26 protein-coding genes are annotated in these 22,986 nt (G+C 61.6%); 25 read left to right on the top strand and 1 reads right to left on the bottom strand.

Annotation, left to right across the window (positions count from 1 at the left end):
- The first annotated feature begins 3 nt into the window (after positions 1-3).
- From flgC to fliQ, 24 genes are all read left to right on the top strand, one after another.
- A complete protein-coding gene (flgC, locus tag EP165_RS10355) occupies positions 4-420 on the top strand; it encodes a flagellar basal body rod protein FlgC (protein ID WP_127522106.1) in 417 nt (138 codons plus the stop codon).
- Positions 417-740, top strand: a complete 324-nt coding sequence (gene fliE / locus EP165_RS10350) for a flagellar hook-basal body complex protein FliE (protein ID WP_127522104.1) — start codon at positions 417-419, stop codon at positions 738-740. The genes flgC and fliE overlap by 4 nt, the downstream gene beginning before the upstream one ends.
- A gap of 13 nt (positions 741-753) precedes the next feature.
- Positions 754-1,542, top strand: a complete 789-nt coding sequence (flgG, locus tag EP165_RS10345; protein ID WP_127522102.1) for a flagellar basal-body rod protein FlgG — start codon at positions 754-756, stop codon at positions 1,540-1,542.
- Positions 1,542-2,006 carry a flagellar basal body P-ring formation chaperone FlgA gene (gene flgA, locus EP165_RS10340; RefSeq protein WP_127522100.1) on the top strand — a complete coding sequence of 155 codons (465 nt, stop codon included), beginning with the start codon at positions 1,542-1,544 and terminating at the stop codon, positions 2,004-2,006. The genes flgG and flgA overlap by 1 nt, the downstream gene beginning before the upstream one ends.
- Complete coding sequence (locus EP165_RS10335) at positions 2,003-3,124, top strand: flagellar basal body P-ring protein FlgI (protein ID WP_127522098.1); 1,122 nt, start codon at positions 2,003-2,005, stop codon at positions 3,122-3,124. Before flgA ends, EP165_RS10335 begins: the two co-directional genes overlap by 4 nt.
- Before the next feature lie 44 nt (positions 3,125-3,168).
- Positions 3,169-3,666, top strand: a complete 498-nt coding sequence (locus EP165_RS10330; RefSeq protein ID WP_245440096.1) for a MotE family protein — start codon at positions 3,169-3,171, stop codon at positions 3,664-3,666.
- Positions 3,666-4,352: a flagellar basal body L-ring protein FlgH gene (flgH, locus tag EP165_RS10325; protein WP_127522096.1), complete on the top strand. Its 687-nt coding sequence runs from the start codon at positions 3,666-3,668 to the stop codon at positions 4,350-4,352. Before EP165_RS10330 ends, flgH begins: the two co-directional genes overlap by 1 nt.
- Before the next feature lie 17 nt (positions 4,353-4,369).
- Positions 4,370-4,867 (top strand): flagellar basal body-associated FliL family protein, encoded by a 498-nt coding sequence (locus EP165_RS10320; RefSeq protein WP_127522094.1) that lies wholly within the window; start codon positions 4,370-4,372, stop codon positions 4,865-4,867.
- Entirely contained in the window at positions 4,864-5,598 is a 735-nt protein-coding gene (gene fliP, locus EP165_RS10315; RefSeq protein ID WP_127522092.1) for a flagellar type III secretion system pore protein FliP, read from the top strand. Before EP165_RS10320 ends, fliP begins: the two co-directional genes overlap by 4 nt.
- A 208-nt stretch (positions 5,599-5,806) precedes the next feature.
- On the top strand, positions 5,807-7,099 hold the full coding sequence (locus EP165_RS10310; RefSeq protein ID WP_127522090.1) for a flagellin N-terminal helical domain-containing protein: 1,293 nt from the start codon (positions 5,807-5,809) through the stop codon (positions 7,097-7,099).
- A 118-nt stretch (positions 7,100-7,217) separates the two neighbouring features.
- On the top strand, positions 7,218-8,876 hold the full coding sequence (gene fliF, locus EP165_RS10305; protein WP_127522088.1) for a flagellar basal-body MS-ring/collar protein FliF: 1,659 nt from the start codon (positions 7,218-7,220) through the stop codon (positions 8,874-8,876).
- Positions 8,876-9,499: a FliH/SctL family protein gene (locus tag EP165_RS10300; RefSeq protein ID WP_127522086.1), complete on the top strand. Its 624-nt coding sequence runs from the start codon at positions 8,876-8,878 to the stop codon at positions 9,497-9,499. The genes fliF and EP165_RS10300 overlap by 1 nt, the downstream gene beginning before the upstream one ends.
- Positions 9,496-10,866, top strand: a complete 1,371-nt coding sequence (locus EP165_RS10295) for a MotB family protein (protein ID WP_127522084.1) — start codon at positions 9,496-9,498, stop codon at positions 10,864-10,866. Before EP165_RS10300 ends, EP165_RS10295 begins: the two co-directional genes overlap by 4 nt.
- On the top strand, positions 10,863-12,122 hold the full coding sequence (locus EP165_RS10290) for a MotC family chemotaxis protein (protein WP_501981670.1): 1,260 nt from the start codon (positions 10,863-10,865) through the stop codon (positions 12,120-12,122). The genes EP165_RS10295 and EP165_RS10290 overlap by 4 nt, the downstream gene beginning before the upstream one ends.
- Positions 12,119-13,447: a flagellar hook-length control protein FliK gene (locus EP165_RS10285; RefSeq protein WP_127522080.1), complete on the top strand. Its 1,329-nt coding sequence runs from the start codon at positions 12,119-12,121 to the stop codon at positions 13,445-13,447. Before EP165_RS10290 ends, EP165_RS10285 begins: the two co-directional genes overlap by 4 nt.
- Complete coding sequence (locus EP165_RS10280; protein ID WP_127522078.1) at positions 13,407-13,967, top strand: transglycosylase SLT domain-containing protein; 561 nt, start codon at positions 13,407-13,409, stop codon at positions 13,965-13,967. The genes EP165_RS10285 and EP165_RS10280 overlap by 41 nt, the downstream gene beginning before the upstream one ends.
- Positions 13,968-14,187: 220 nt before the next feature.
- Positions 14,188-14,856 (top strand): response regulator transcription factor, encoded by a 669-nt coding sequence (locus tag EP165_RS10275; RefSeq protein WP_127522076.1) that lies wholly within the window; start codon positions 14,188-14,190, stop codon positions 14,854-14,856.
- A 125-nt stretch (positions 14,857-14,981) separates the two neighbouring features.
- Complete coding sequence (locus EP165_RS10270; RefSeq protein ID WP_127522074.1) at positions 14,982-16,241, top strand: flagellar hook protein FlgE; 1,260 nt, start codon at positions 14,982-14,984, stop codon at positions 16,239-16,241.
- Positions 16,242-16,274: 33 nt separating this feature from the next.
- Positions 16,275-17,735 (top strand): flagellar hook-associated protein FlgK, encoded by a 1,461-nt coding sequence (gene flgK / locus EP165_RS10265; RefSeq protein ID WP_127522072.1) that lies wholly within the window; start codon positions 16,275-16,277, stop codon positions 17,733-17,735.
- Positions 17,736-17,737: 2 nt separating this feature from the next.
- Positions 17,738-18,784, top strand: a complete 1,047-nt coding sequence (locus tag EP165_RS10260; protein WP_127522070.1) for a flagellar hook-associated family protein — start codon at positions 17,738-17,740, stop codon at positions 18,782-18,784.
- 41 nt (positions 18,785-18,825) lie between these two features.
- Entirely contained in the window at positions 18,826-19,173 is a 348-nt protein-coding gene (gene flaF, locus EP165_RS10255) for a flagellar biosynthesis regulator FlaF (RefSeq protein WP_127522068.1), read from the top strand.
- The gene (gene flbT, locus EP165_RS10250; protein ID WP_127522066.1) at positions 19,170-19,601 is read left to right on the top strand and encodes a flagellar biosynthesis repressor FlbT; all 432 of its coding nucleotides are present in this window, start codon (positions 19,170-19,172) and stop codon (positions 19,599-19,601) included. Before flaF ends, flbT begins: the two co-directional genes overlap by 4 nt.
- A 3-nt stretch (positions 19,602-19,604) precedes the next feature.
- Positions 19,605-19,997: a flagellar hook assembly protein FlgD gene (gene flgD / locus EP165_RS10245; protein ID WP_127522064.1), complete on the top strand. Its 393-nt coding sequence runs from the start codon at positions 19,605-19,607 to the stop codon at positions 19,995-19,997.
- Positions 19,998-20,000: 3 nt separating this feature from the next.
- A complete protein-coding gene (fliQ, locus tag EP165_RS10240; protein WP_127522062.1) occupies positions 20,001-20,267 on the top strand; it encodes a flagellar biosynthesis protein FliQ in 267 nt (88 codons plus the stop codon).
- Here fliQ and EP165_RS10235 read toward each other — a convergent pair.
- Complete coding sequence (locus tag EP165_RS10235; RefSeq protein ID WP_501981669.1) at positions 20,264-20,773, bottom strand: GNAT family N-acetyltransferase; 510 nt, start codon at positions 20,771-20,773, stop codon at positions 20,264-20,266. The two genes, fliQ and EP165_RS10235, sit on opposite strands and share 4 nt — an antisense overlap.
- A gap of 121 nt (positions 20,774-20,894) precedes the next feature.
- On the opposite strand from EP165_RS10235, the gene flhA reads away from it, so the two are divergent.
- Complete coding sequence (gene flhA / locus EP165_RS10230; protein ID WP_127522060.1) at positions 20,895-22,982, top strand: flagellar biosynthesis protein FlhA; 2,088 nt, start codon at positions 20,895-20,897, stop codon at positions 22,980-22,982.
- Positions 22,983-22,986: the final 4 nt, after the last annotated feature.

Below are 22,986 nucleotides of genomic sequence, written 5' to 3'. Positions count from 1 at the left end.
GCGATGGACCCGCTGTTTTCTTCCCTCAAAGTCGCCGCGTCCGGAATGACCGCACAGTCGGAACGTCTGCGTGTGGTTTCCGAAAACCTTGCCAACGCACAGTCGACGGCCAAGCTGCCCGGTGGCGATCCCTATCAGCGCAAGACGGTGACGTTCGCCGCCGAGCTCGACCGCGCCAGCGGTGCCAGCATGGTCGACGTCGCCTCTGTGGGTTCGGACCCCAGCGACTTTCCAGTCGAATATCAGCCCGGCCACGAGGCAGCGGACGAGTTCGGCTATGTGAAGATGCCCAACGTGAACATCCTGGTCGAAATGGCCGACATGCGTGAGGCGATCCGCGGCTACGAAGCCAATCTTCAGAACATCAAGCAATCGCGGGAACTGATTTCCATGACGATCGACCTGCTGAGGACTTCATGATGCCCATCGGTGCTCTCACCGCACTCAACATTCTGTCGACGGCGCAGAACGTACTTACGTCAGCGACTAACAAGCCCGCGCCCCAGGCCGATGCAGCGGCAGCGACGTCATTCGCCGATGCCCTAAACAAGGCCGCAGGAGACACCATTACGTCCATGCAGAGCGCCGAGAAACTCTCCGTATCTGCAATCCAGGGCGGTGCCGACATGCGCGAAGTGGTCGATGCGGTGATGGATGCAGAGCAGACGCTCAGGGCAGCGATCTCGATCCGCGACAAGATCGTGCAGTCCTATCTCGAAATCAGCCGAATGCCGATCTGAAAGGTGACCTGAAATGAAAGCACTCGCCATCGCGGCAACCGGCATGAATGCCCAGCAGCTCAATCTGGAAGTCATCGCCAACAATATCGCCAACATCAACACCACCGGCTTCAAGCGCGCCCGCGCGGAGTTTTCCGACCTGCTCTACCAGACGGAGCGCCTGCAGGGCGTGCCCAACCGCGCGAACACCAGCGTTGTTCCGGAAGGTGCGATGGTCGGCCTTGGCGTGAAGACGGTTGCCGTGCGCAACGTTCACCTGCAGGGTTCCCTGGTCAGCACCGGCAACCCGCTCGATCTGGCGCTGACCGGCAATGGCTGGTTCATGATCGAAGGTGCCGACGGCACACCGCTCTACACCCGCGCCGGAGCATTCAACACCAACGCGACCGGCATGATCGTGACGCCGGACGGCTTTTCCGTCTCTCCAAACATCACGGTGCCGGAGAACGCCATCGAGGTGATCGTCAACAAGTCGGGCCAGATATTCGCCCGTCTTGCCGACCAGCAGGAACTCGAAGAGCTCGGCCAGCTCACGCTGGCAACCTTCTCCAACCAGGCAGGCCTTGCACCGCTCGGCGACAATCTTTTCCAGGAAACGACCGCGTCGGGTCCCGCCAATGTCGGCATCCCGGGCGACCCGGGCTTTGCAACAATCGAACAGGGCTACCTCGAGGCATCGAATGTCGACCCGGTCAAGGAGATCACCGAACTGATCTCCGCTCAGCGCGCCTATGAGATGAACTCCAAGGTCATCAAGGCCGCCGACGAAATGGCATCGACGATCACCCAGGGCATGCGCTGATGGCGCTGGCGCGCTGGATATCCCTGCCCATCGCCGCCGCCATTTTGGCGGCGTCGGCTCTCATGGCATTCGCGCAGGACACTGTCGTCGTGCCGACGCGGGTGGTGTATCCGGGCGAGTTGGTGACAACCGCCGACGTCCAGTCGGTCGCCCTGCGCAGATCCACTGCGGGGCTACCGCCGCTCGCCTATGACCGGTCCGAAGTTGAAGGCAAGGTCGCGCGCCGGACGCTGCTGCCCGGACGGCTTATCGCACTCAGCTCGCTGCGCGAGGCTTATGCGGTCGAGGCCGGAAAACCCGTTCAGGTCCAGTTCGTTCAGGGAAGCCTGACTATCTCGGCCGTCGCGGTACCGTTGCAGCCGGGATCCGTGGGCGACCTCATCCGCGTTCGCAATATCGACAGCGGCGTGGTCTTTTCCGGCATCATCATGGCCGACGGCACAGTGAGGGTCGGCGCGACATGATACGTCGGCTTGCGCTTGCGCTGATCGTTGCACTGTCTCCCCTGTCGCCGGCATTCGCTGGCGGCGACGCCATTGGCGGGTCCCGCATCAAGGACATCGCCACGCTGCAGGGCGCGCGCGACAATCAGCTCGTCGGATACGGGCTGGTGATCGGTCTGATGGGAAGCGGCGACGGGCTGCGCAATTCGCCGTTCACCGAGCAGTCGATGCGGGCAATGCTGGAGAATCTGGGCATCGCCACCGAGGGCGGGCGCGTCCGTTCCAACAATGTCGCCGCGGTGATCGTCACGGCCAACATGCCTCCCTTCGTGCAATCCGGAGCGCGCATCGATGTCTCGGTGTCATCGCTGGGCGATGCGACGTCGTTGCAAGGCGGCATGCTTATCATGACGCCGCTGCGCGCTGCCGACGGCGAAATTTACGCCGTCGCACAGGGACCGGTCGTCGTTTCGGGTTTCAACGCGCAGGGCCAGGCCGAACAGGTGACGCAGGGCGTGCCCACCAGCGGCCGGGTTCCCAATGGCGCGATCGTGGAACGGCAGGTCGATGCCGAATTCAACGACTTCCAGACTTTGACCCTGCAACTCCGCAACCCGGATTTCTCGACCGCGGTCCGTGTCACCGACGCCATCAATCAGTTCTCGCAGGCACGATATGGGGGCTTGGTCGCCGCGGAGCAGGACTCCCGCACCATCATGATACGCAAACCCGGGGGCGTGTCTGCGGCGCGCTTCTATGCCGAACTTGAGAACATCCAGGTCGAATCCGATACGCCGGCCCGCGTCGTCATCGACGAACGCAGCGGCACGATCGTCATCGGCCAGGACGTCCGGATTGCACGGGTCGCGATCAGCCATGGCGCGCTCACTGTTCGCATTACCGAGATGCCGCGTGTCGTCCAGCCCGAGCCGTTCTCGCTCGGTGAAACCGAGATCGAACCATTCACCGCGATTGAGGTCGAGCGTCCCGATTCCAAAGTTGCAATCCTCGACGGTCCCGACCTGCAAACGCTCGTTGCAGGCCTGAACCGCATCGGCGTGAAACCCGACGGCGTCATTGCGATCCTGCAGGCGATCAAGTCTGCCGGCGCACTGCAGGCCGAACTGGTGGTCCAGTAGGAGGCGGCGCGGTGAGTGGACGTAACAGCAACCGCAGAATGGCAATGGCAGGGCTCGCAGTCGCACTGCCGCTGCTTGCCTTCGGCACCGCGATACCGGCTGTTTCCCAGACATTGTCGCAAGGTGCCAGGCCGGCAACGTCCAGCGCGGAAGAGATCGCCCGCTTCTGCGGAAACATTGCCGATGCCGCGCGCGACCGCCGCTATCAGCTTCAGAAGATGGAGCTGGAAAAGCTTCAGGCCGACATCGACGAACGCATCGAGAAACTGGAAGCCAAACGGGCCGAATACGAGGTCTGGCTGACCCGGCGCAACCGGTTCATGCAGCAGGCGCAGGAAGCCGTGGTCGGCATCTATGCCAATATGCGCCCCGATGCGGCCGCGAGCCAGCTGGGCGAGCTGCGCGCCGAGACCGCCGCCGCCATCCTCATGAGCCTCGATACCCGCAAGGCGAGCGTCATCCTGAACGAGATGCAAGTCGAAACCGCCGCATCGCTGACCGGCATCATGGTCAATGCGGCGCGCAAGAAGGACCCCAGTTGATGCGTAGTTTCGTCATTGTCGCTCTCGTTCTGATGTTGGGCGCCTGCACCGCCATGGATGAAATCGGCGTTCCGCCGAGGCTGTCGCCGGTGGCGCTGGGTGTGGGCGCTGCGGCAATGTCGGCTTCGGAATATCCGGATGCACCAGCCGAGCCGGTGCGCCGGTTCTCGCTCTGGAACGACCGCCAGAGCCGCCTGTTCACCGACCGCCGCGCCTTATCCGTCGGCGACATTCTCACGGTTTCGATCGAGATCGACGACCGGGCGCAGTTCAAGAACGAATCCGACCGCAAGCGCACAGTCTCCCGCACACTGGGTCTGAGTGCGTCGGCGACCGCCGGATCGTTGTCGGCCGACGGCGGGATCACGTCGGGCACCTCGAGCGATGGTTCGGGCGCGACGACGCGCTCCGAGAGCATCAATCTGTCGGTCGCCGCCGTCGTGACCGACGTGCTGCCGAATGGCAATCTGGTGATCAGCGGCTCCCAGGAAGTGCGCGTCAACGCCGAGCTTCGCATTCTCACCATCGCGGGCATCGTGAGGCCTTCCGACATCGGTGCAAACAACACGATCGACTACGAGCGCATCGCCGAAGCGCGCATATCCTACGGCGGCCGCGGCAGGTTGACCGAGGTTCAGCAGCCTCCCTATGGCCAGCAGCTCCTCGACAACGTGCTTCCATTCTGACGGGTTGAAGGCAGGCTATGGCAAAAGCCGACGCGGAAAAGACCCCGAAGAAGGGACCGTCGATCGTCATCCAGCTGGCGATGCTGCTGCTGCTTACCGGGGCGGCGGCCGGGACCGGCTGGCTGACCGGTTCGCTCATGACCGGCGACAAGCCGACAGTCGGCACCGGCAAGCAGATCGGCGAGGAAAACGGCTACGACAAACTGCCCGGTTCGGACGATGTTGCCGAAGCACTGAATGTCTTCAGGCTCGAGCCGATCAGCACCAACCTTGCCGACCCGGTCGATATCTGGGCCCGGATGGAACTGGCGCTGGTCTTCAAGGAAGCGCCCGACCCAATGGTCGCCGAAGCGATCCATCAGGATTTCCTCGCTTATCTGCGCACCGTCAAGGCACGCCAGATACAGGGGGCAAGCGGCTTTCAGCACATGAAGACCGACCTTGAGGAACGCGCCCGCATCCGCAGCGGCGGCCGCGTCGACAAGGTGCTGGTCAGGACGCTGCTGTTCGAATGAGACGTATCGGGGCCGCCCTTCCGCTTCTCCTGCTCGCTGCCGGCCCGGCATCGGCCCAGCAAATCGATCTCGGCCAGCTAGCCCAGGCCGACGGTTCGACCATCGGGACGATCATTCAGCTGTTCGGCTTGATCACCATTTTGTCGGTTGCGCCCGGCATCCTCATAATGGTGACCAGCTTCACCCGTTTTGTCATTGCTTTCTCGATCCTGCGCGCAGGCATCGGCCTGCCGACTACGCCGGCCAATCTCATTCTGATCAGCCTGGCCCTGTTCATGACCTTCTACGTGATGGCGCCAACATTCGATCGGGCCTGGAACGACGGCATCCAGCCGCTGATGAACAACGAAATCGAAGAAGATGAGGCGCTGCGCCGCATCTCCGACCCGTTCCGCGATTTCATGGCGGCCAATGTACGCGAAAAGGATTACGCACTCTTCGTGGATCTCGCACGCGAGCGCGAGAGCCTGGTGGTCGATGGCGCACAAACCGATCTGCGGGTTCTCGTACCCGCCTTCATGATTTCGGAAATACGCCGCGGCTTCGAAATCGGCTTCCTGATCGTGCTTCCGTTTCTGGTCATCGACTTGATCGTTGCCACGATCACCATGTCGATGGGCATGATGATGCTTCCACCGACAGTGGTTTCGCTTCCCTTCAAGATACTCTTCTTCGTTTTGATCGACGGTTGGAACTTGCTCGTGGGCAGCCTCGTCAGATCATTTGTATGACTATTGTCAATCTTACGTTGCGTAATTGAACGAATTTCGTGTCTTCAACACTTTGCGTTGAAAATTATCAGTTTAGTAGGATTTGCCGCCCATATTCGCCCCAGCATGGCGGGTGACCCACCAAAGGTGGTCATGGGCATGATGCCGCTCCGTCAAACCGGTCAGCCCGGTATGTCCCGAGAATAGCTACCTATGAGGGGCAGGTCCCATGTCCAGTATCATGACGAACTCCGCCGCAATGACGGCACTGCAGACCCTGAAAGCGACCAACAAGCAGTTGGACGTTACCCAGGGCCGTATTTCCACCGGCTATCGTGTCGCTGAAGCGTCCGACAACGCCGCCTACTGGTCGATCGCTACCACGATGCGTTCCGACAACAAGGCGCTTTCGACCGTTCAGGATTCGCTCGGCCTCGGCGCCGCGACCGTCGACGTTGCATACACCGCGATGGATTCCGCAAAGGATTACATCGACGAGATCAAGACAAAGCTGGTTGCAGCAACCGCTCCTGGCGTCGACAAGTCCAAGATTCAGTCTGAAATCACCGAGCTTCAGAGCCAGCTGACCAGCCTTGCGTCTTCGGCCTCGTTCTCGGGCTCCAACTGGCTGTCGGTCGACTCTTCGGCTTCCGGCTACTCCGCAACCCAGTCGATCGTCGGCTCCTTCACCCGTAACGCCGACAATAGCGTTACCCTGGGCAAGATCGACATCGGGCTCGGCAACATCTCGCTTTTTGATGCAAGCGCCACCGGCGCCGGCCTGCTGGATCAGGGTGTTGCTCTGGCTGCAGACGGTAACGTTCAGGACGTTGCACAGGACGCCGGTGACGGCGCCGGCACCGAGGCTGTCGTGGCCGTGTTTGCTGACGCAAGCGCCGGCGTGACGCTGAGCGGCAACAACGAGATCAGCTTCGACCTCATCCGCAACGGCGTGACGACCTCGGTCACGATCAACAAGGCGACTGTCGACACGGCTTTGAGCTCCACCGACGGTGTGATTTCGAACGCGGCCAACATGGCGCTCGTTCTCGATCAGGCTCTCACCGATGCCGGCATCGACACCACCAACGACGTGACGGTCGCCGCCAACGGCAACGCCGTGGAAATCACGCACGCCACCGACGCCCTCACCGACACGCTGCAGATCGCCAATGCCGGTTCGTCCAGCAACGGCAACGACTTCAGCCTCGCCACGATCGACATTTCGTCGGCTTCCGCTGCCGAAATCGAGACCTTCATCGAAGGCGTCAACAATATGCTGGAATCGGTCACGTCGGCCGCTTCGAGCCTCGGTGCCGTCAAGAGCCGCATCGACATGCAGAGCGACTTCGTGTCGAACCTCATGGACGCAGTGGACCGTGGCGTCAGCCAGCTGGTCGATGCCGACATGGAAGAGGAATCGACCCGTCTGCAGGCACTTCAGGTGCAGCAGCAGCTCGGTATCCAGGCACTGTCGATCGCCAACGGCAACTCGCAGTCGATCCTGTCGCTCTTCCGCTAAGCCGCATCGCGGTAACGGACAAGACATTAGGAAGGCCGTCCTTCGGGGCGGCCTTCTTACATTTTCGCACAAGCTTCGGCAGGTAGGTTGATGGCACGATTATGATCGGAGCCAGCCGGTGCCTGAGCAAATTCAGCGAATCATCGACAATCTTCGCAGCTTCGGGCCGCAACGGCTCGCAATGATGGGCGGTGTAGCGGCGCTCGTCATCGCCATCATCGCCATCGCCTCGATTTACCTGAACCGCCCGGCCTACGAGACGCTTTATGTCGGCCTCGAACGCTCAGACGTAAACCAGATCGGGTTGGTGCTCGGCGAGGCCGGCATCGATTTCGACGTCGCCTCGGACGGAACGACGTTGCTGGTGACGGCCGGCAAGACCTCGCAGGCCAGAATGCTGCTCGCGGAAAAAGGTCTGCCGACAAGCACCAATGCCGGTTACGAGCTTTTCGACAATGTCGGCTCGCTCGGCCTCACGACATTCATGCAGCAGATCACCCGCATCCGGGCGCTTGAGGGAGAGATTGCGCGCACCATCCAGTCGATCGCCGGCATCCGCGCCGCGCGCGTCCATGTCGTTCTGCCGGAACGCGGCAGCTTTCGCCGCGAAGAACAGAAGCCTACGGCGTCTGTCGTCATTCGGGCTTCGAGCATAGACGGCCAGCGCGCCGCATCCGCCATACGTCACCTGGTGGCGGCGGCGGTTCCAGGCCTGAATATGGACAGCGTTACCGTGCTCGATTCCAACGGCACGCTGCTGGCCTCCGGCGACGATCCGAGCAACAGCTCGATGGCCCGCTCCATAACCGTCGAGCAATCGGTGGCATCCAACATCGAAGCCAACATCCGCCGGGCGCTCGCTCCCTACCTCGGACCGGAAAACTTCCGGGCCAGCGTACGCGCCGACGTCAATACGGATTCCCGGCAGATCGAAGAGACCATCTTCGACCCCAATTCTCGCGTCGAGCGGTCGGTTCAGGTCGTCCGCTCCAACGACTCCGCAAACCAGCGTTCCGCGGCCAACCCGACTACGGTCGAGCAGAACCTGCCGACGGCGTCTGTCGAGGGCAGCGGCGGCGCTCCCGAATCGTCCGAACAAAGCGAGCGCCGCGAGGAAATCACCAACTACGAGCTGAATTCCAAGCGCATCGCCACAGTTTCAAACGGGTATTCGGTGTCCAAACTGTCGATCGCCGTGGTCGTAAACCAGGCGAGGCTGCGCGCGATCCTCGGCGACGCCGCGACCGAAGCGCAGGTAAACGAGCGTGTCGCAGACATACAGAAGCTCGTCGTGTCAGCATCGGGCTTCGACCAGACGCGCGGCGACATGCTGGAGGTCTCTGCAGTCGAATTCATGGCTGAGGAAGCGGGCTTCGATGCGCCTGGGGGCGGCGTTATCGAGCAACTCACCCGCCAGAGCGGCACGATGATCAACGCAGCCGCGTTCGTACTGGTTGTTTTTCTGGTCGTCTGGTTCGGAATTCGGCCCATGACGGCGGCTATCGCCGGCAACAACGGCCCCAGCTTCGATGAGGTTCAGCGCAGCTTGCCCAGCGGCGCCAAGAGCCAGCAGGCGGCACTTACGGACGGCTCGGCAGAAAGCGGGTCGGGTGGTGCGCCGGGCGGCGGCCAGGTCACCTATTCTGAGGACGCCCCGGACGACATTCGCCGCAAGATCAAGCCGGCCCCGCAGGAACGGCTCGCCCGCATGGTCGACCTTTCCGAAGAGCGTACCGCGCAGATCCTGCGCAAGTGGGCAGCGCAGGAAGCTAGCTGATGGCCGCCCCTGCCCTTGCAGATGTGTTGAAGGATTTCGGCAGCGCCGTGCTGCTGGAAAAGAAGGTGCGCATCGCCGAACCGGTAGCGCATCAGGCTCCAGCCACGGCCGCGCCGCCGGCCGAGGCCCTCATCGACGAAGCCGTTCAGACGGCAGTGGCGGAGGCCACGGCTGGCCTCGCGGCCGAGCACGCCGCCGAAATCGAAACGATGAAGGACGCCCACGGACAGGAAATCGCCCGGCTACAGGCCGAAATCGGTGAAAAGTCGGGCGACCTGATCGTCGCGCGTTTCGAACAGATGGAACAGCAGCTGGTCGAACTGACATCCTCGGTCGTCGCCCGCATTTTGGGCGCCGCACTCACCGAAGACATTCAGCAAAAGGCGCTCGAAACGCTCTCGGCGGAAATCGCCAACGCGGTTCGCGACCGGGAAACAGTCCGCATCCGCGTTCACGGCCCGCTTTCGTTGTTTGAATCGCTGCAGACCAGGCTCGGCAAACACGCCGACCGGGTGGAATACACCGAAACCGGCAACATCGACCTGACCGTGGCTATAGACGACGCATTGTTCGAAACACGCTTGTCCGACTGGTCGGCGGCACTGGCGGAGATCATGGCATGAAGGCCGACGCCGAAGGCTCGCAGGAAATCATCATTGTCCGCCGCGGCAACATGGATGACGATGACGGCCATCACGGCGGCGTGTGGAAAATCGCCTTCGCCGACTTCATGACGGCCATGATGTGCTTCTTCCTCGTGATGTGGTTGATCAACGCCGCAAACGAGCAGACGCGCGCCGCGCTTGCGAGCTATTTCAACCCGGTCAAGCTTGTCGACCGGAACACCGCCCGCAAGGGCATCGGCGACCTCGACAAGGGCCCGGAATCTTCGAGTGTTACGGGAGATGATGCCCGCAGCCCGGCGGCCGAGAATGCCGTCGGAACGCGCATGACCTCGCCCGAAACCGCCGAAGAGGACATCCCCCCTGAAACGCCGAATGTCGGCCAGCATACCGAGGACGAGCTTTTCGCCGATCCTTATGCCGTTCTGTCCGAGATTGCCGGCGATACCGAAGCCCTTCAGAACGTGTCGGCCAGGGGCGACGGCGGCGCACAGGACGCCGGACCGTCCAATGGCGCGCAGGGCGGCGAATCCTATCGCGATCCGTTTGCGCCCGATTTCTGGACCAGTCAGATCGAGGTGCCGGAAGCCGGAGAAGAAAGCGCCAAGCCGTCATTGCCCGAAGGCCCCATCGCCGCCGATCTTCTGCAGCCGCCGCCCGAAAATGCCGCGATCGACGATGATCCGTTTGCCCCCAGCTACGACGTTGCCGGCGAAACCGACACGACCCTTGAGGAGGTCGTGGCCGAAATCACCGACAGCAACAGATTGCCCGGCCTCTTGCCTGAGGAGCCGGAGACCAAACTGGAGGAACCTGGCCAGGTACCGCCCGGCTATGCCGATGAAGTCGAACAGCTGCGTGCCGAACTCGCGGCAGAGGCTGAAAAGCAGAAAACAGCACAGGCTGACGATCGCGAGGACCTGGCAGAGGAAATTCGCCAGGAAATCGCCCAGTCGCTCGGCGGTATCTCTCAGGACGGCATCTCGGTCACGCCGACAGACACCGGAGTTCTGATTTCCGTCGCTGACAACTTTCAGGATGGCATGTTCGAAATCGGTTCCGCCATTCCACGCCGCAACCTGGTTGTGGCAATGGCCGGTATCGGCCAGACATTGCGTTCGCGGCAGGGGCATGTGGTGATCAACGGGCACACCGACGGACGCCCATTTGCCGGCGACGGCTACGACAACTGGCGCCTTTCCACTGCCCGGGCCCATGCAACTTACTACATGCTGGTCCGCGGCGGTCTCAACGAACAGCGGATTACCGGCGTTGCCGGCTACGCCGACCGTCAGTTGAAGGTGCCCGAGGACCCCTTCGCCAGCGTAAACCGCCGCATCGAAATTCTGCTTGAGACGAAGGGATGATTGCGGCTTCGCGCCATATTGCGGCAGCCGCTGCTTTAACTTTCATGGCTTCGGCAGCGCAGGCAGAACTGGCGCCGCTCGAGCCCTACCAGATGGTTCGCTCGCTGCAGCTGCTGCAGGACCGCATTGCCGATGGCGATCACGCAGCACTCCCCATGCAGCGCAAGCTGATCGAATTGATTGACGGCCGCCTGCTTTCGACCCGACCCTCGGATTACGAAGACAAGCGCAATTTCCGTGCGCTGCTGGTCTACGCAATGAGCGGCGGCAATCCGCGAACGGTCGCTTCGATCATCTCCAAACTTCCGCTTGACGGGACCGATGCGCGCATCAGCACCGGAATAATCGAGTATCTGCGAGGTCAGTTCGGCGATGCCACGAATGCACTGAAAGATGTCGACCCTCGCAATATCGAGACGGAAGTCGCTGCTTTCCTTGCGCTCGTCAAAGGGTCGATCATCGCCAGCGAAGACCCGGCGGCCAGCCTGGAATATCTTGACCTGGCTCGGGTCATCGGCCCGGGAACCCTGGTCGAGGAGGCAGCGCTCCGGCGTTCGATCGCCCTCGCCATCTCTCAGAGCGACGCGGAGCGCTTCCTGCGTGCCTGCGAGCAATATGTGAGGCGCTTCCTCGCCTCGCCCTACGCTACACAGTTCGCCGACGCTTTCGTTGACGGCGTCACCGGCCTGGAAGCAAACATCGATCTTGAAAATGTCGCGGGCATTATCGGCGCGATGAACCACGAGCAGGCCAAGGTGACCTACCTGCGGCTGGCCCGTCGCGCGGCGATCGACCAGCTTACCGGCCTGCTGCAGTTTGCTCGCTCCGGCCTGGAGGCGCTGGCTGCGGAGGTCGGAAACGAGGCAGATCCGCGGGCGGTGCTTTATTCGACAGTCGCCACGGTCACCACCGAGGATGTTGACGCCGTCAGGGCACGCCTTGAATCCATAGACAGCCGCCGGCTTTCGGCCGGTGACCGCATGTTGCTCGACGCCGCGTTTCGGGTTCTGGACGAGGTTTCAGTGCTTCCCGAGGCAAGAAGGCCGCCGCAAACACCGGTCGCGCGGCCTGCAAGTGTCGAGGCAGACGAAGAGCTGATGCCGCTTGCCAGCGAGCCGGATGCCGAAACCCAGCCGGCACTGGTTGAACCGGTCTCGGTCGATCCGCCCGAACAGGACGAGAGCGACGCGTTCATTGCTGACATGCGCAGCAAACTCCAATCAATCGACGACATGCTCCAAGGACCAAAGGAATGAGTTTGGCTGTCCTGACTTCAGAAACCGCCGTCAAACCCGGTGCCGGCCGCGCAGACCGCAAGGCCGAAACTGCCGACGAGCCCGGCAAATTCAAAAGCCTTCTTAACAACGACGCCAAAGCTTCCGGTTCCGGAGCCAAAGGCGAAGGCGCGGCCGTGAAGGGCGAAGCAGCGGATGGCCGGTCGGTGTGGAGCCGCTACAATGAGCTCATGAACCGTACGGCAACCGGTCTCGGCGAAGACATCGCCGATCCGGCAAAGGACGACGAGGCCGGAACGCAGGAGAAGACCGAGGCAACGTCGGAGGAGGAAGAAGGCCTGCGGGAAGACGCAGGCACCCTGCCGGTCTTGCACAATAAGGTGGCCGAAGTCGCGGTTCACTCCGCTGCTGTCGTGCCGACCGAGAAAGCGCAGGCCGTGCAGGCTGAACGTGCGACCGAAACGGAAACGCGCGCTGACCTGCGGGGCACCGCCGAGGCTGGCGGGAATGACGATCTTCCGCAACCGGCGAACCGGTCGGCAAATGCCGTTTCGGCCGCAGCAAGTGCGACTGAGGCCCGCCAGCAGCCGGCCGCTCCTCAGCGTGGCGAGAGCGCGCAGCAGAACCAGGGCGGACAGCAGGTTTCAGCAGCCGCAGGCGAAATTGGGCGAGACAGCGAGAAAGGCGGCGCCGACGCTGGCGATCGCGAAGGCAACCGACAGGGCGGCGCACGAGACCAGTCCCCTCCCCAGGCAGCGCAGTCTCAATCGGCCGGGCGCGTATCCGGCGTGACGGTGCTGTCACAGCAAACCGCACCAGCGCCGGTGCAGCCAATGACACCTACGGCGTCGGCGCTGACAGAATCGCTCGCCCAGGGCCTGACATCGGCGCAGCGCGCGGCAGCTGCCTCGGAAGCCGCTTCGCTTCAGCCTCAGGCCGCTGCGAAACCCGGCATGGTCACGACCCTCAATATTCAGCTGCAGCCCATCGATCTCGGCACCGTGACGGCACGCATCTCAGGCACTGAAAGCCAACTCTCAATCGAGATTACGGTTGAGAACGCCGAGGCAAGGCAGCGGCTGACGACCGATTCCGATTCCATTGTCACCGCGCTGCGCGGCATGGGCATCGAGGTCGACCGGGTGACCGTCCAGCAATCTCAGGCCAATACCGGTTCGCAGCAGAACAATACCGGTCGGGAGCAACAGTTCACGCAGTCGCAGGAAGGCCAGAGTGAAGACCGAAGCGGAAAATCCGGTCGCGGCTTTGATCAGGAAAGCGGCCATGGCGCACGGACACCGGGCAATGAAACTTCCGACCCTGCTGGCAGCGGCCTTTATATCTAGCGCACCTGCATTCGCGGCAGGCGCCAATGTTTGCGAGCGCCATATCGCAGGCGCGGCGGAACGTTACGGCATTCCCGCGGCGATCCTCTACGCCGTCGGCCTCACCGAAACAGGGCGTCGCGGCAGCCTTTACCCATACGCACTTAACATCGAGGGACGCTCGGTCTTTCCACGCTCGGTATCGGAAGCGCTGAACGAGTTCAAAAAGGCGCGCGATGAGGGCAAGAAACTGATCGATCTCGGATGCATGCAGATCAACCATCACTATCACGGCGATCAGTTCCGCAACCCGCGCGACATGCTCGATCCGGCACGCAACGTCGATTATGCGGCCCGTTTTCTGAAACGGCTGAGAGGTGAGCATCAGACATGGTCGATGGCGGTCGCCCGTTACCACGCCGGTCCGAACAACGACCCCGCTCAAAAGCGCTATATATGCCGCGTCATCGCCAATCTGGTCGCCACGGGTTTCGGCCAATGGACCCCCCAGGCTCGCAATTTTTGCATCGATGAGAAGTAAGAATCGGTAAGTCTGCACTTACATAACGTGGAACCACGCCCGCGCCGCCTGCTCCGATTTTGCATCGTTTACAGTACGTTAACCATAAATCGTCAGGCAATCGGAGGGCGCCGACGGCACTCCCAAGAAATGACATACAAGATTTTAGTGGTTGTCCGCGATTCCTGCCAACGGATACCCCTCGATTAACACTTTATGCAACTGATTCGGAGGGCGGCCGATGATAGTTATTGTGGACGAGCGTGATCTCGTAAAAGAGGGATATAATTCGCTTTTTGGTCGTGAGGGGGTGGCTAGCGCCAGTTTCGGACCAAGCGAATTCGGTGAATGGGTCGAGAGCGCGGCTGACGACGATCTGAGCGCAGTCAACGCATTCCTTATCGGCCAATGCCCTGACGAACTCGTTTCGCCTAAGAAGCTGCGAAACCGGTCCGACGCGCCGATCATCGCCTTGGCTGATCAGAACTCGCTGGAAAACACCCTGAAGCTCTTCGACTCGGGCGTGGACGATGTCGTTCGCAAGCCGGTCCACATTCGCGAGATACTGGCGCGCATTTCGGCAATCCGCCGTCGCGCGGCCGAAATGGACCGTTCGACGACCATCGGCGGCATGCGTATTTTCAGCGACGGCCGCGATCCCGAAATCGCCGGCGAACCGATGCCGCTGCCGCGCCGCGAGCGCCGCATCCTGGAATATCTGGCATCGAACAACGGCCGGCGCGTTACCAAGACGCAGGTCTTCAACGCCATCTACGGCATTTTCGACGATGAGGTCGAAGAAAACGTGGTCGAAAGCCACATCAGCAAGCTGCGCAAGAAACTGCGGGATCGCCTCGGACATGATCCGATCGATTCCAAGCGCTTCCTCGGCTACCGGCTGGTCGGCTGAGGCAAACACGGGGCGGTGATGAAAAAGCCGCCGCAACTGCCCGAAATAATTGGCAAGGCCAGCTTCGCGCAAGTCAGCGCCGCTATTCTCGTGCCACTTGGTCAGGAGAATGAGGAGAAAAGGCCATGAGCCTATACGGCATGATGCGCACCGGCGTTTCCGGCATGTCTGCTCAGGCCACGCGGTTGAGCACCGTGGCGGACAACATCGCCAACTCCAGCACGACTGGCTACAAGCGCGCCAAATCCGAATTCTCGACGCTTGTGATCCCATCGAGCGGCGGCACCTACGCCTCGGGCGGCGTCACCGCCAATACGATGAACGAAGTCGCACGTGGCGGCATCCTGCAATACACGACATCGACCACGGACCTGGCCATCAGCGGTCAGGGTTTTTTTGTTGTCCAGGATGCCAGCGGCGTACCCTTCCTGACCCGCGCCGGCTCGTTCGTCCCCGATGGGGAGGGCCGGCTGGTGAATGCCGCCGGCTTCCAGCTCATGGGCTATTCTTACCAGAACGGCACCCCTACCGTGACGGCCAACGGCTTCGATGGTCTCGAGCCGATCCAGATTTCCGAAACCTCGCTGGTCGCCAGCCCGTCGACTGCCGGCGGTCTCGCAGCCAACGTGCCGGAAGCAGCGACAGTGGTCGCAGCCGCCAACCTGCCATCCGCGAACGCTGCCACGGCGCAGTACTCGGCCAAGACCTCGATGGTTGCCTACAATAATCTCGGCGACCAGATCCTGATGGACTTCTATTTCACCAAGACCGGCGCAAACACGTGGGAAGTAGCCGTTTTTGACCAGTCCCAGGCTGCCCCCGGCACATTCTTCCCATACGGCGCAGGCCCTCTGGCAACTCAGACGCTGACATTCGATGCCACAAACGGACAGCTCGATGCGCTCTCCGCAACTGACATCACGATCCCGGTGCCGGGCGGCCAGAATACGGTTATCGATCTCTCTTCGATGAGCCAGCTGACCAGCGGCTTCACCCTGTTCGACGCGTTCGTAAACGGCAATCCGCCAAGCTCGATCGAAGTTGTCGAGGTGGCGCCGGACGGCACCTTCTACGCCCAGTATGGCGATGGCTCGTTCCGGCCGCTTTATCGAATTCCGCTGGCAAACGTCCAGTCGCCGGATCGGCTGCAGGTGCTGCCAGGAAACGTGTTCACCCAGAGCTCGGACTCAGGCACCGTTCGCCTCGGCTTCCCCAGCGAGGGCAAGTCCGGCTCCGTCGTGTCCGGCGCGCTGGAAAACTCCAACGTCGACATCGCCCAGGAACTCACCTCGATGATCGAGGCGCAGCGCAGCTACACTGCAAATTCGAAAGTGTTCCAGACGGGTTCGGAACTCATGGACATCCTTGTCAATCTGAAACGTTAACCGGTCGCGCGGAGACCACAAGGCCAACAATAGATGTCTCTGTCCACAGCACTGAGTATCGCGCAGTCCGCGCTTCTGAATACGCAGCGGCAGACGACAATCGTTTCCCGCAACATTTCGGAATCGGCCAACCCCGACTATTCGCGTCGGGGTACAATGCTATCTACGGCCGGCAATGGGGCGTCCATTGTCGATGTCCGGAGAAGCACAAGCGACGTGCTGTTTCGGCAAAACATGACAGCGCTCTCGGCCTGGTCCGGACAGAGCACGCTGCTCAACGGACTGAACACGCTCGACATCGACGTATTCGGTTCCAACAACACCAACCACCCCTCCCGGCTGCTCGGCAACCTTCAGTCGGCATTGCAAACCTACAGCTCGTCTCCGTCCAACACGAGCGTCGCGGAGAACGTCGTCGAAACCGCGCGGCAGCTGGTCAGCGCTCTGAATAGCGGATCCGACGCGATCCAGAACTACCGCACCAGCGTCGACCGCGAGATCGTCTCCACAGTCGCCGACCTGAACACATTGCTCGCCGACTTCAAGGTTGCGAATGACGAGGTGGTGGCCGGCTCCAAACTGGGCCGCGACGTAAATGACGCGCTCGACCAGCGCGACGCGATTCTGAAGAAAATCACCGAGATCGTTCCGATCACCGCAATCAAGCGCGGCGACAACGACTTGATGCTCACCACCTCGTCGGGCGTTACCGTGTTCGAGACGGTACCACGCAACGTCGCCTTCACGGCGACGGCAGGCTATGCGGCCGGGGCACCGGGCAATTCGATCTATATTGACGGCGTGCCGCTGGCTTCGGGGAGCGGCGCCAATACCACGGCATCCGGCAAACTTTCCGCGCTTGTTCAGTTGCGCGAAGACGTTGCCGGCGGCCTGCAGGCTCAGCTGGACGAAGTTGCGAGAGGCCTCATCACGGCATTCGCCGAAACCGACCCCTCAGCGGTCAACCCGAACCTAGCGGGCCTGTTCACATGGCCCGGCGGACCGGCATTGCCGGCGGCAGGCACGCTGGAGAACGGGCTGGCACGCGTCATCAGCATCAATGCCGCATATGATTCCAGTGTCGGCGGCAATCCTCATCTGCTGCGCGATGGCGGCGCCAACGGCGCTGCCTATGTTCACAACGCTTCTGGCGGCGTGAGCTATTCCGACCTGCTGCTGAGCTACGACACGATGATCGGAACGCCGATCGCCTTCGATCCCGCCGCGCAAATCTCCGGCACCATCAGCTTGAGCGCCTACTCCACCGAGTCGGCAAGCTGGTTTTCGGCACTGCGCAGCGATGCCACGCGCGCTACCGACAACAAGTCGGCATTGATGATGCGCACCGCTGAGGCGCTGTCGAATGTCACAGGCGTCAATATCGACGAGGAAATGTCACTGCTGCTCGACCTCGAACACAGCTATCAGGCATCGGCCAAGCTTGTGCAGACCGTCGACAACATGCTGGCCGCGCTGCTGGCGGCCGTGAGGTAGGCATGAAGACAACCTTCATCTCCTCATACAGCACCAACCAGTCCGTCAGAACGCATCTGATGAAGATGCAGGCCGAGCTCATCAAGGTGGAGCGGGAAGTCGTGACCGGCCGCGTGGCCGACGCCGGACTGGAACTCGGCTCCCGAACCGGCCATTCCATCTCTTTACAGCGCGATGTCGAGCGGCTGAAAACCCTGATCGATTCCAACGCGCTCGCGTCATCCCGGCTGGAGGCGACCCAGCTTGGCCTTCAATCGCTCGCCGACCATGCACAGAAATATCTGAGCATCATGACGGCCGCCTCGTCCGGCTCGGTGGAAGCTTCGATTTCAATATCGGAGGCAAACACCACAATCACCTCGATCACCGGGGTGCTCAATTCGAGCATGAACGGCGAAAACCTGTTTGCGGGCGTGAACACGGACGTAACGCCGATCAACGAATTCGCGCCGGGGTCCGCCGCGCGCACCGCTATGGAAACGGCTTTCGTTACCCATTTCGGCTTTGCCCACACGGCCCCGGCCGCCGCGGCCATCGACCAGGCGGCGATGCAGAACTTTCTGACAACGGTCATCGAACCCCAGTTTATGGGTCCGGACTGGACCGCCAACTGGTCGAACGCAACGGACGAAACGATCACCGCGCGGATCACGCTTACCGAAACCACATCGGGCTCGGTGAGCGCCAACAATGATGGCACCCGGCGACTTATGATGTCGGCCGCGGTCGTGGCCGTGTTCATGGACGGCAGTTTGAACGGAAACGCCACCAAGGCGGTGTTCGAAACGGCCGCCTCCCAGGCCGGCAGATCGATTTCAGCGCTCGGGCAGTTGCAGGCGCAGACCGGCATCGTCGAGCAGCGCATCACAACTGCCAGCGAGCGGCTGCAGATGCAGATCGATATTTTCCAGGGCAAGATATCGGACCTGGAAGGCGTCGATGCATATGAGGCGTCGACGCGCGTATCGACACTGCTGTCGCAGATCGAGACCGCCTACACGCTTACCTCGCGCATTCGCCAACTCAGCCTTGTGAGGTACCTCCCGTGATCGTCCTCACGCACACACCAGCAGAGCGGATTTGACCGACTATGTATCAGTTTTCCTACGCAGACATTCAGACCGACTCGGTAGCGGACGCGCGCGACCGCGAACGGCAACTCCTTACCCGGTCGATCGAACTGCTGGCAAAAGCGATGGAATCCGGCCCGAAATCGCCGGACAACGTCGAGGCGCTACACTTCGTCAACCGCATCTGGACCGCCTTTCTTGAAGATTTGGGCAGCGACGAAAACGCACTGCCGCCGGAGCTGCGTGCCAACCTCATCTCCATAGGCCTGTGGATGCTGCGTGAAGCGGAGGCAATCCGCCAAGGCCGCTCGCAAAACTATGAGGGGATGATCGAGGTCTCTCAGATCATCCGCGACGGGATACAATGACCCAGACCTTGCGCATCACGCTCAAAGCCAACGAGAAGATTTACATCAACGGCGCGGTAATTCGTGCCGACCGCAAGGTCTCGCTTGAGCTTCTGAACGATGTGCAGTTCCTGCTGGAAAATCATGTACTTCAGGCGGAAGACGCCGCGACGCCCCTTAAGCAACTCTATTTCATCGTCCAGATCATGCTCATGAATCCTGGCAGCTGCGAAGAGGCGCGGCAGTTGTTCCGGGTCACGCTTCCGTCGTTGCTCGAGGCGTTTTCCGACGCTCATGTCCTGTCGACGCTGAAGCATGTCGACCAGCTGGTTGCGGAAGACCGGCCTTACGAAGCGCTCAAGTCCATCCGAAGCCTTTTCATCCTCGAGCGGCAGATCCTCAACCCTTCCGCCGAGCAACCGCAGCTTGCACTGGCTGCAGGAGAATAGACCATGTATGTCACCAGCACATCGGGCGCCACGCAAGCCGGACAGCAATCGCAGGCAAGCGGTGCGGCCGTCGACTACCAGGCGTTCCTCAAGCTGCTCGTTGCCGAGATGAAGAACCAGGACCCGACCGAGCCGATGGATTCTACGGAATATGTCGCGCAGCTCGCCAGCTTCTCTCAGGTTGAACAGTCCGTGCAGATCAACAAGAAACTGGATCAGATGCTGCAGAGCTCGGCTGTCGCGCAGGCCGACGCCCTGCTCGGACACACCGTCACATCGGCCGACGGCCTCAGATCCGGCGTCGTCGCCGAAGTCAGGCTGACGGCGGACGGGGTGATCGCGGTGACCGCCGCGGGCGACCAGATTCCGGTCGTCAACGGCATTCGCGTATCCTGACCCTTGAACGAGGCCGACGCCCTCGACATCGTCCAGTATGCGATCTGGACAGTGCTCGCGGCTTCCGCGCCCGCGGTCATCGTGGCGATGGTGGTCGGCGTGGGCATCGCGCTTGTTCAGGCTCTGACCCAAGTTCAGGAAATCACCCTGACTTTCGTGCCCAAGATCGTGGCCATTCTGCTTGCCATCGCCTTGTCGGGCCCGTTTGTCGGCGCCCAGGTGAACAGCTTCACCACCGTTGTGTTTCAGCGCATCGAGACTGGATTCTAATCACCTGCGACCGCGAATGCCGGTGCATAATGCAGCTCACCCCGCGGCGCATCGCCGGAAAAGACAATCCGCTGCACATACTGGAGCGGGACATCGCTATAGGTGAGAGCGCCATCGCTGACGAACCCCATGCCTGCATAGACTGCCGGATCGCCGATAAGCGTACAGCCTTGCGCACCCTGCTGGCGCAAGCGCTCCAGTCCCTTTGAGACCAGCTGGCGTCCGACCCCTTGCTTCTGCCGCGTCGGTTCGACCGAAATCGGCCCCAGCCCGAACCATAAACCATCGGCGCCGGCGATCCTGAGCGGCGAGAACGCCACATGGCCGATGATCGCATCGCGCTCGACGGCGACGAGGGACAGCGCCAAATCGCCGGCCTCGCGCAGCCGCAGGATAATGCCGGGCTCCGAACCGTCGCTGAAGGGCATGCCTGCAAATGCCTTTTGAGTTAGCGCCTGGATCGCCGCCACGTCTTCCGGCCGCTCATCCCTGATTTGTATGTTCATCGTTGGGACCTCGTTCGCAGACGGTCTATTCGGCCGGCCGCGATGACCTGGCTTGTGCGCCGGCGCTCCGCCCTCGCACAAGCTTCGCTGCCTAGTATAGGCCTGCAAGATGAGGATCGGAATGGCAGTTACCGAGGGCGTAGCAGTACCGGCGGCGCGACGGAGTTCGCGCGATATCGGCTTCGCGGTCGGTATCATCATCATATTGTCGGTTCTGTTCCTGCCGATCCCCGCATTCCTGATCGATGTCGGACTTGCGTTTTCGATTGCCGTTTCGGTGCTGATCCTGATGGTGGCCCTGTGGATTCAGCGCCCCCTCGATTTCTCGTCGTTCCCGACCGTGCTGCTGATCGCGACGATGCTGCGCCTTTCGCTCAACATCGCCACAACCCGCACGATCCTTTCGCAGGGCCATGACGGCACCAACTCCGCCGGATACGTTATCGGCGGCTTTTCCAAGCTGGTGATGGCCGGAGACTTCGTTATCGGCCTGATCGTGTTCCTGATCCTGATCGTGGTGAACTTCATCGTCATCACCAAGGGTGCGACACGTATCGCGGAAGTCGGCGCGCGCTTTACGCTGGATGCCATTCCCGGCAAGCAGATGTCGATCGACGCCGACCTCTCCGCCGGCATGATCGACGACAAGGAAGCGCAGTCCCGCCGCCGCGAACTGGAAGAGGAATCCAGCTTCTTCGGCGCCATGGACGGTGCTTCGAAGTTCGTGCGCGGTGACGCAATTGCCGGCCTCATCATCACGGCGATCAATATCGTCGGCGGTATCGCGATCGGCTACGCCCGGCACGATATGGAGATCGGTCAGGCGGCCGACGTCTTCGTCAAGCTGTCCGTCGGTGACGGTCTCGTGACCCAGATTCCGGCGCTGATCGTGTCGCTCGCCGCAGGCCTCCTGGTTTCCAAGGGCGGTACGCGCGGTTCCGCCGATCAGGCCGTCTTCGGTCAGCTCGGCGCATATCCGCGCGCGCTTTGGGTCGCCGCCGCCCTGTTGCTGATGCTTGGGCTCATGCCCGGCTTGCCCGCCCTTCCGTTCCTGTTTCTGGCTGCGGCTATCGGTTCTGTAGCCTACATTCTGCCGCTGCGCCGCAATCGCGAAGCCGCCGCCGCCGCTGCCGAACAGAAGAAGCTGTCCGACGCCAAGGATGACGAAGAACGCAACTCGATCAAGCACTCGCTCAAGACCCCCGAGGTCGAGCTGCTGATCGGCAAGCAGCTGTCGACGCGCCTGCTTGCTTCGCATCAGGAACTGGCGTTCCGTATGAACAAGATGCGCAAGAAGTTTGCGACTCAATACGGCTTCGTGGTTCCTGAGGTCCGGCTCGCCGACGATTACGCGATCCCTGCCAAAAACTATCAGATCAAGATCCACGGCACCGTGGTCGCCGAGTACGAGATGCGCGTCGGCGAGTTGATGGTTCTGCTCGGCAACCGTTCCTTGCCCGACATGCCGGGCGAAGAGGTCAAGGAACCGGCCTTCGGCATGCGCGCCTACTCGGTGCCGGAGATGTTCGCGGAGGATCTTAAGCGCGAGCAGCTTGCTTATGCCGACAACATGTCGGTTCTTCTGACACACCTCTCGGAGGTCATTCGCAACAACCTGCCGCAGCTGCTGTCCTACAAGGACATGAAGGCGCTGATCGACAGGCTCGACCCCGAATACAAGAAACTCGCCGACGAAATCTGTACGACGCACATCACCTATCCCGGCCTTCAGGCGGTGCTGAAACTGCTTTTGGCTGAGCGAGTGTCGATCAGGAACCTGCACCTGATCCTGGAATCGATCGCCGAAATCGCGCCGCACGTACGGCGCACCGAGCAGATCGTCGAGCATGTCCGCGTGCGCATGGCACAGCAGATATGCGGCGACCTGAGCGAGAGCGGCGTGCTCAAGATCCTGCGTCTCGGCAACCGCTGGGACCTCGCATTTCACCAGGCGCTGAAGCGCGACCCCAAGGGCGAAGTCCGGGAGTTCGACATCGATCCGCGACAGCTGGAGGAATTCGGAGAGGAAGCGGGGAAATCAGTCCGGTCGCATCTCGATCAGGGCGAACGTTTCGCCATTGTCGCAGCGCCCGACGCACGCCCATATGTACGCATGATCGTCGAGCGGCTGTTCCCCACGCTGCCGGTTCTGTCCCATGTCGAGATCGCCAAGGGCGTCGAGATCCGCGTCCTCGGCGCAATTTCCTGAGGCC

The organism is Mesorhizobium sp. Z1-4 (genome assembly GCF_004000235.1).
GTDB lineage: Bacteria > Pseudomonadota > Alphaproteobacteria > Rhizobiales > Rhizobiaceae > RCIO01.
This window is presented reverse-complemented; position numbering and strand designations above follow the sequence as displayed.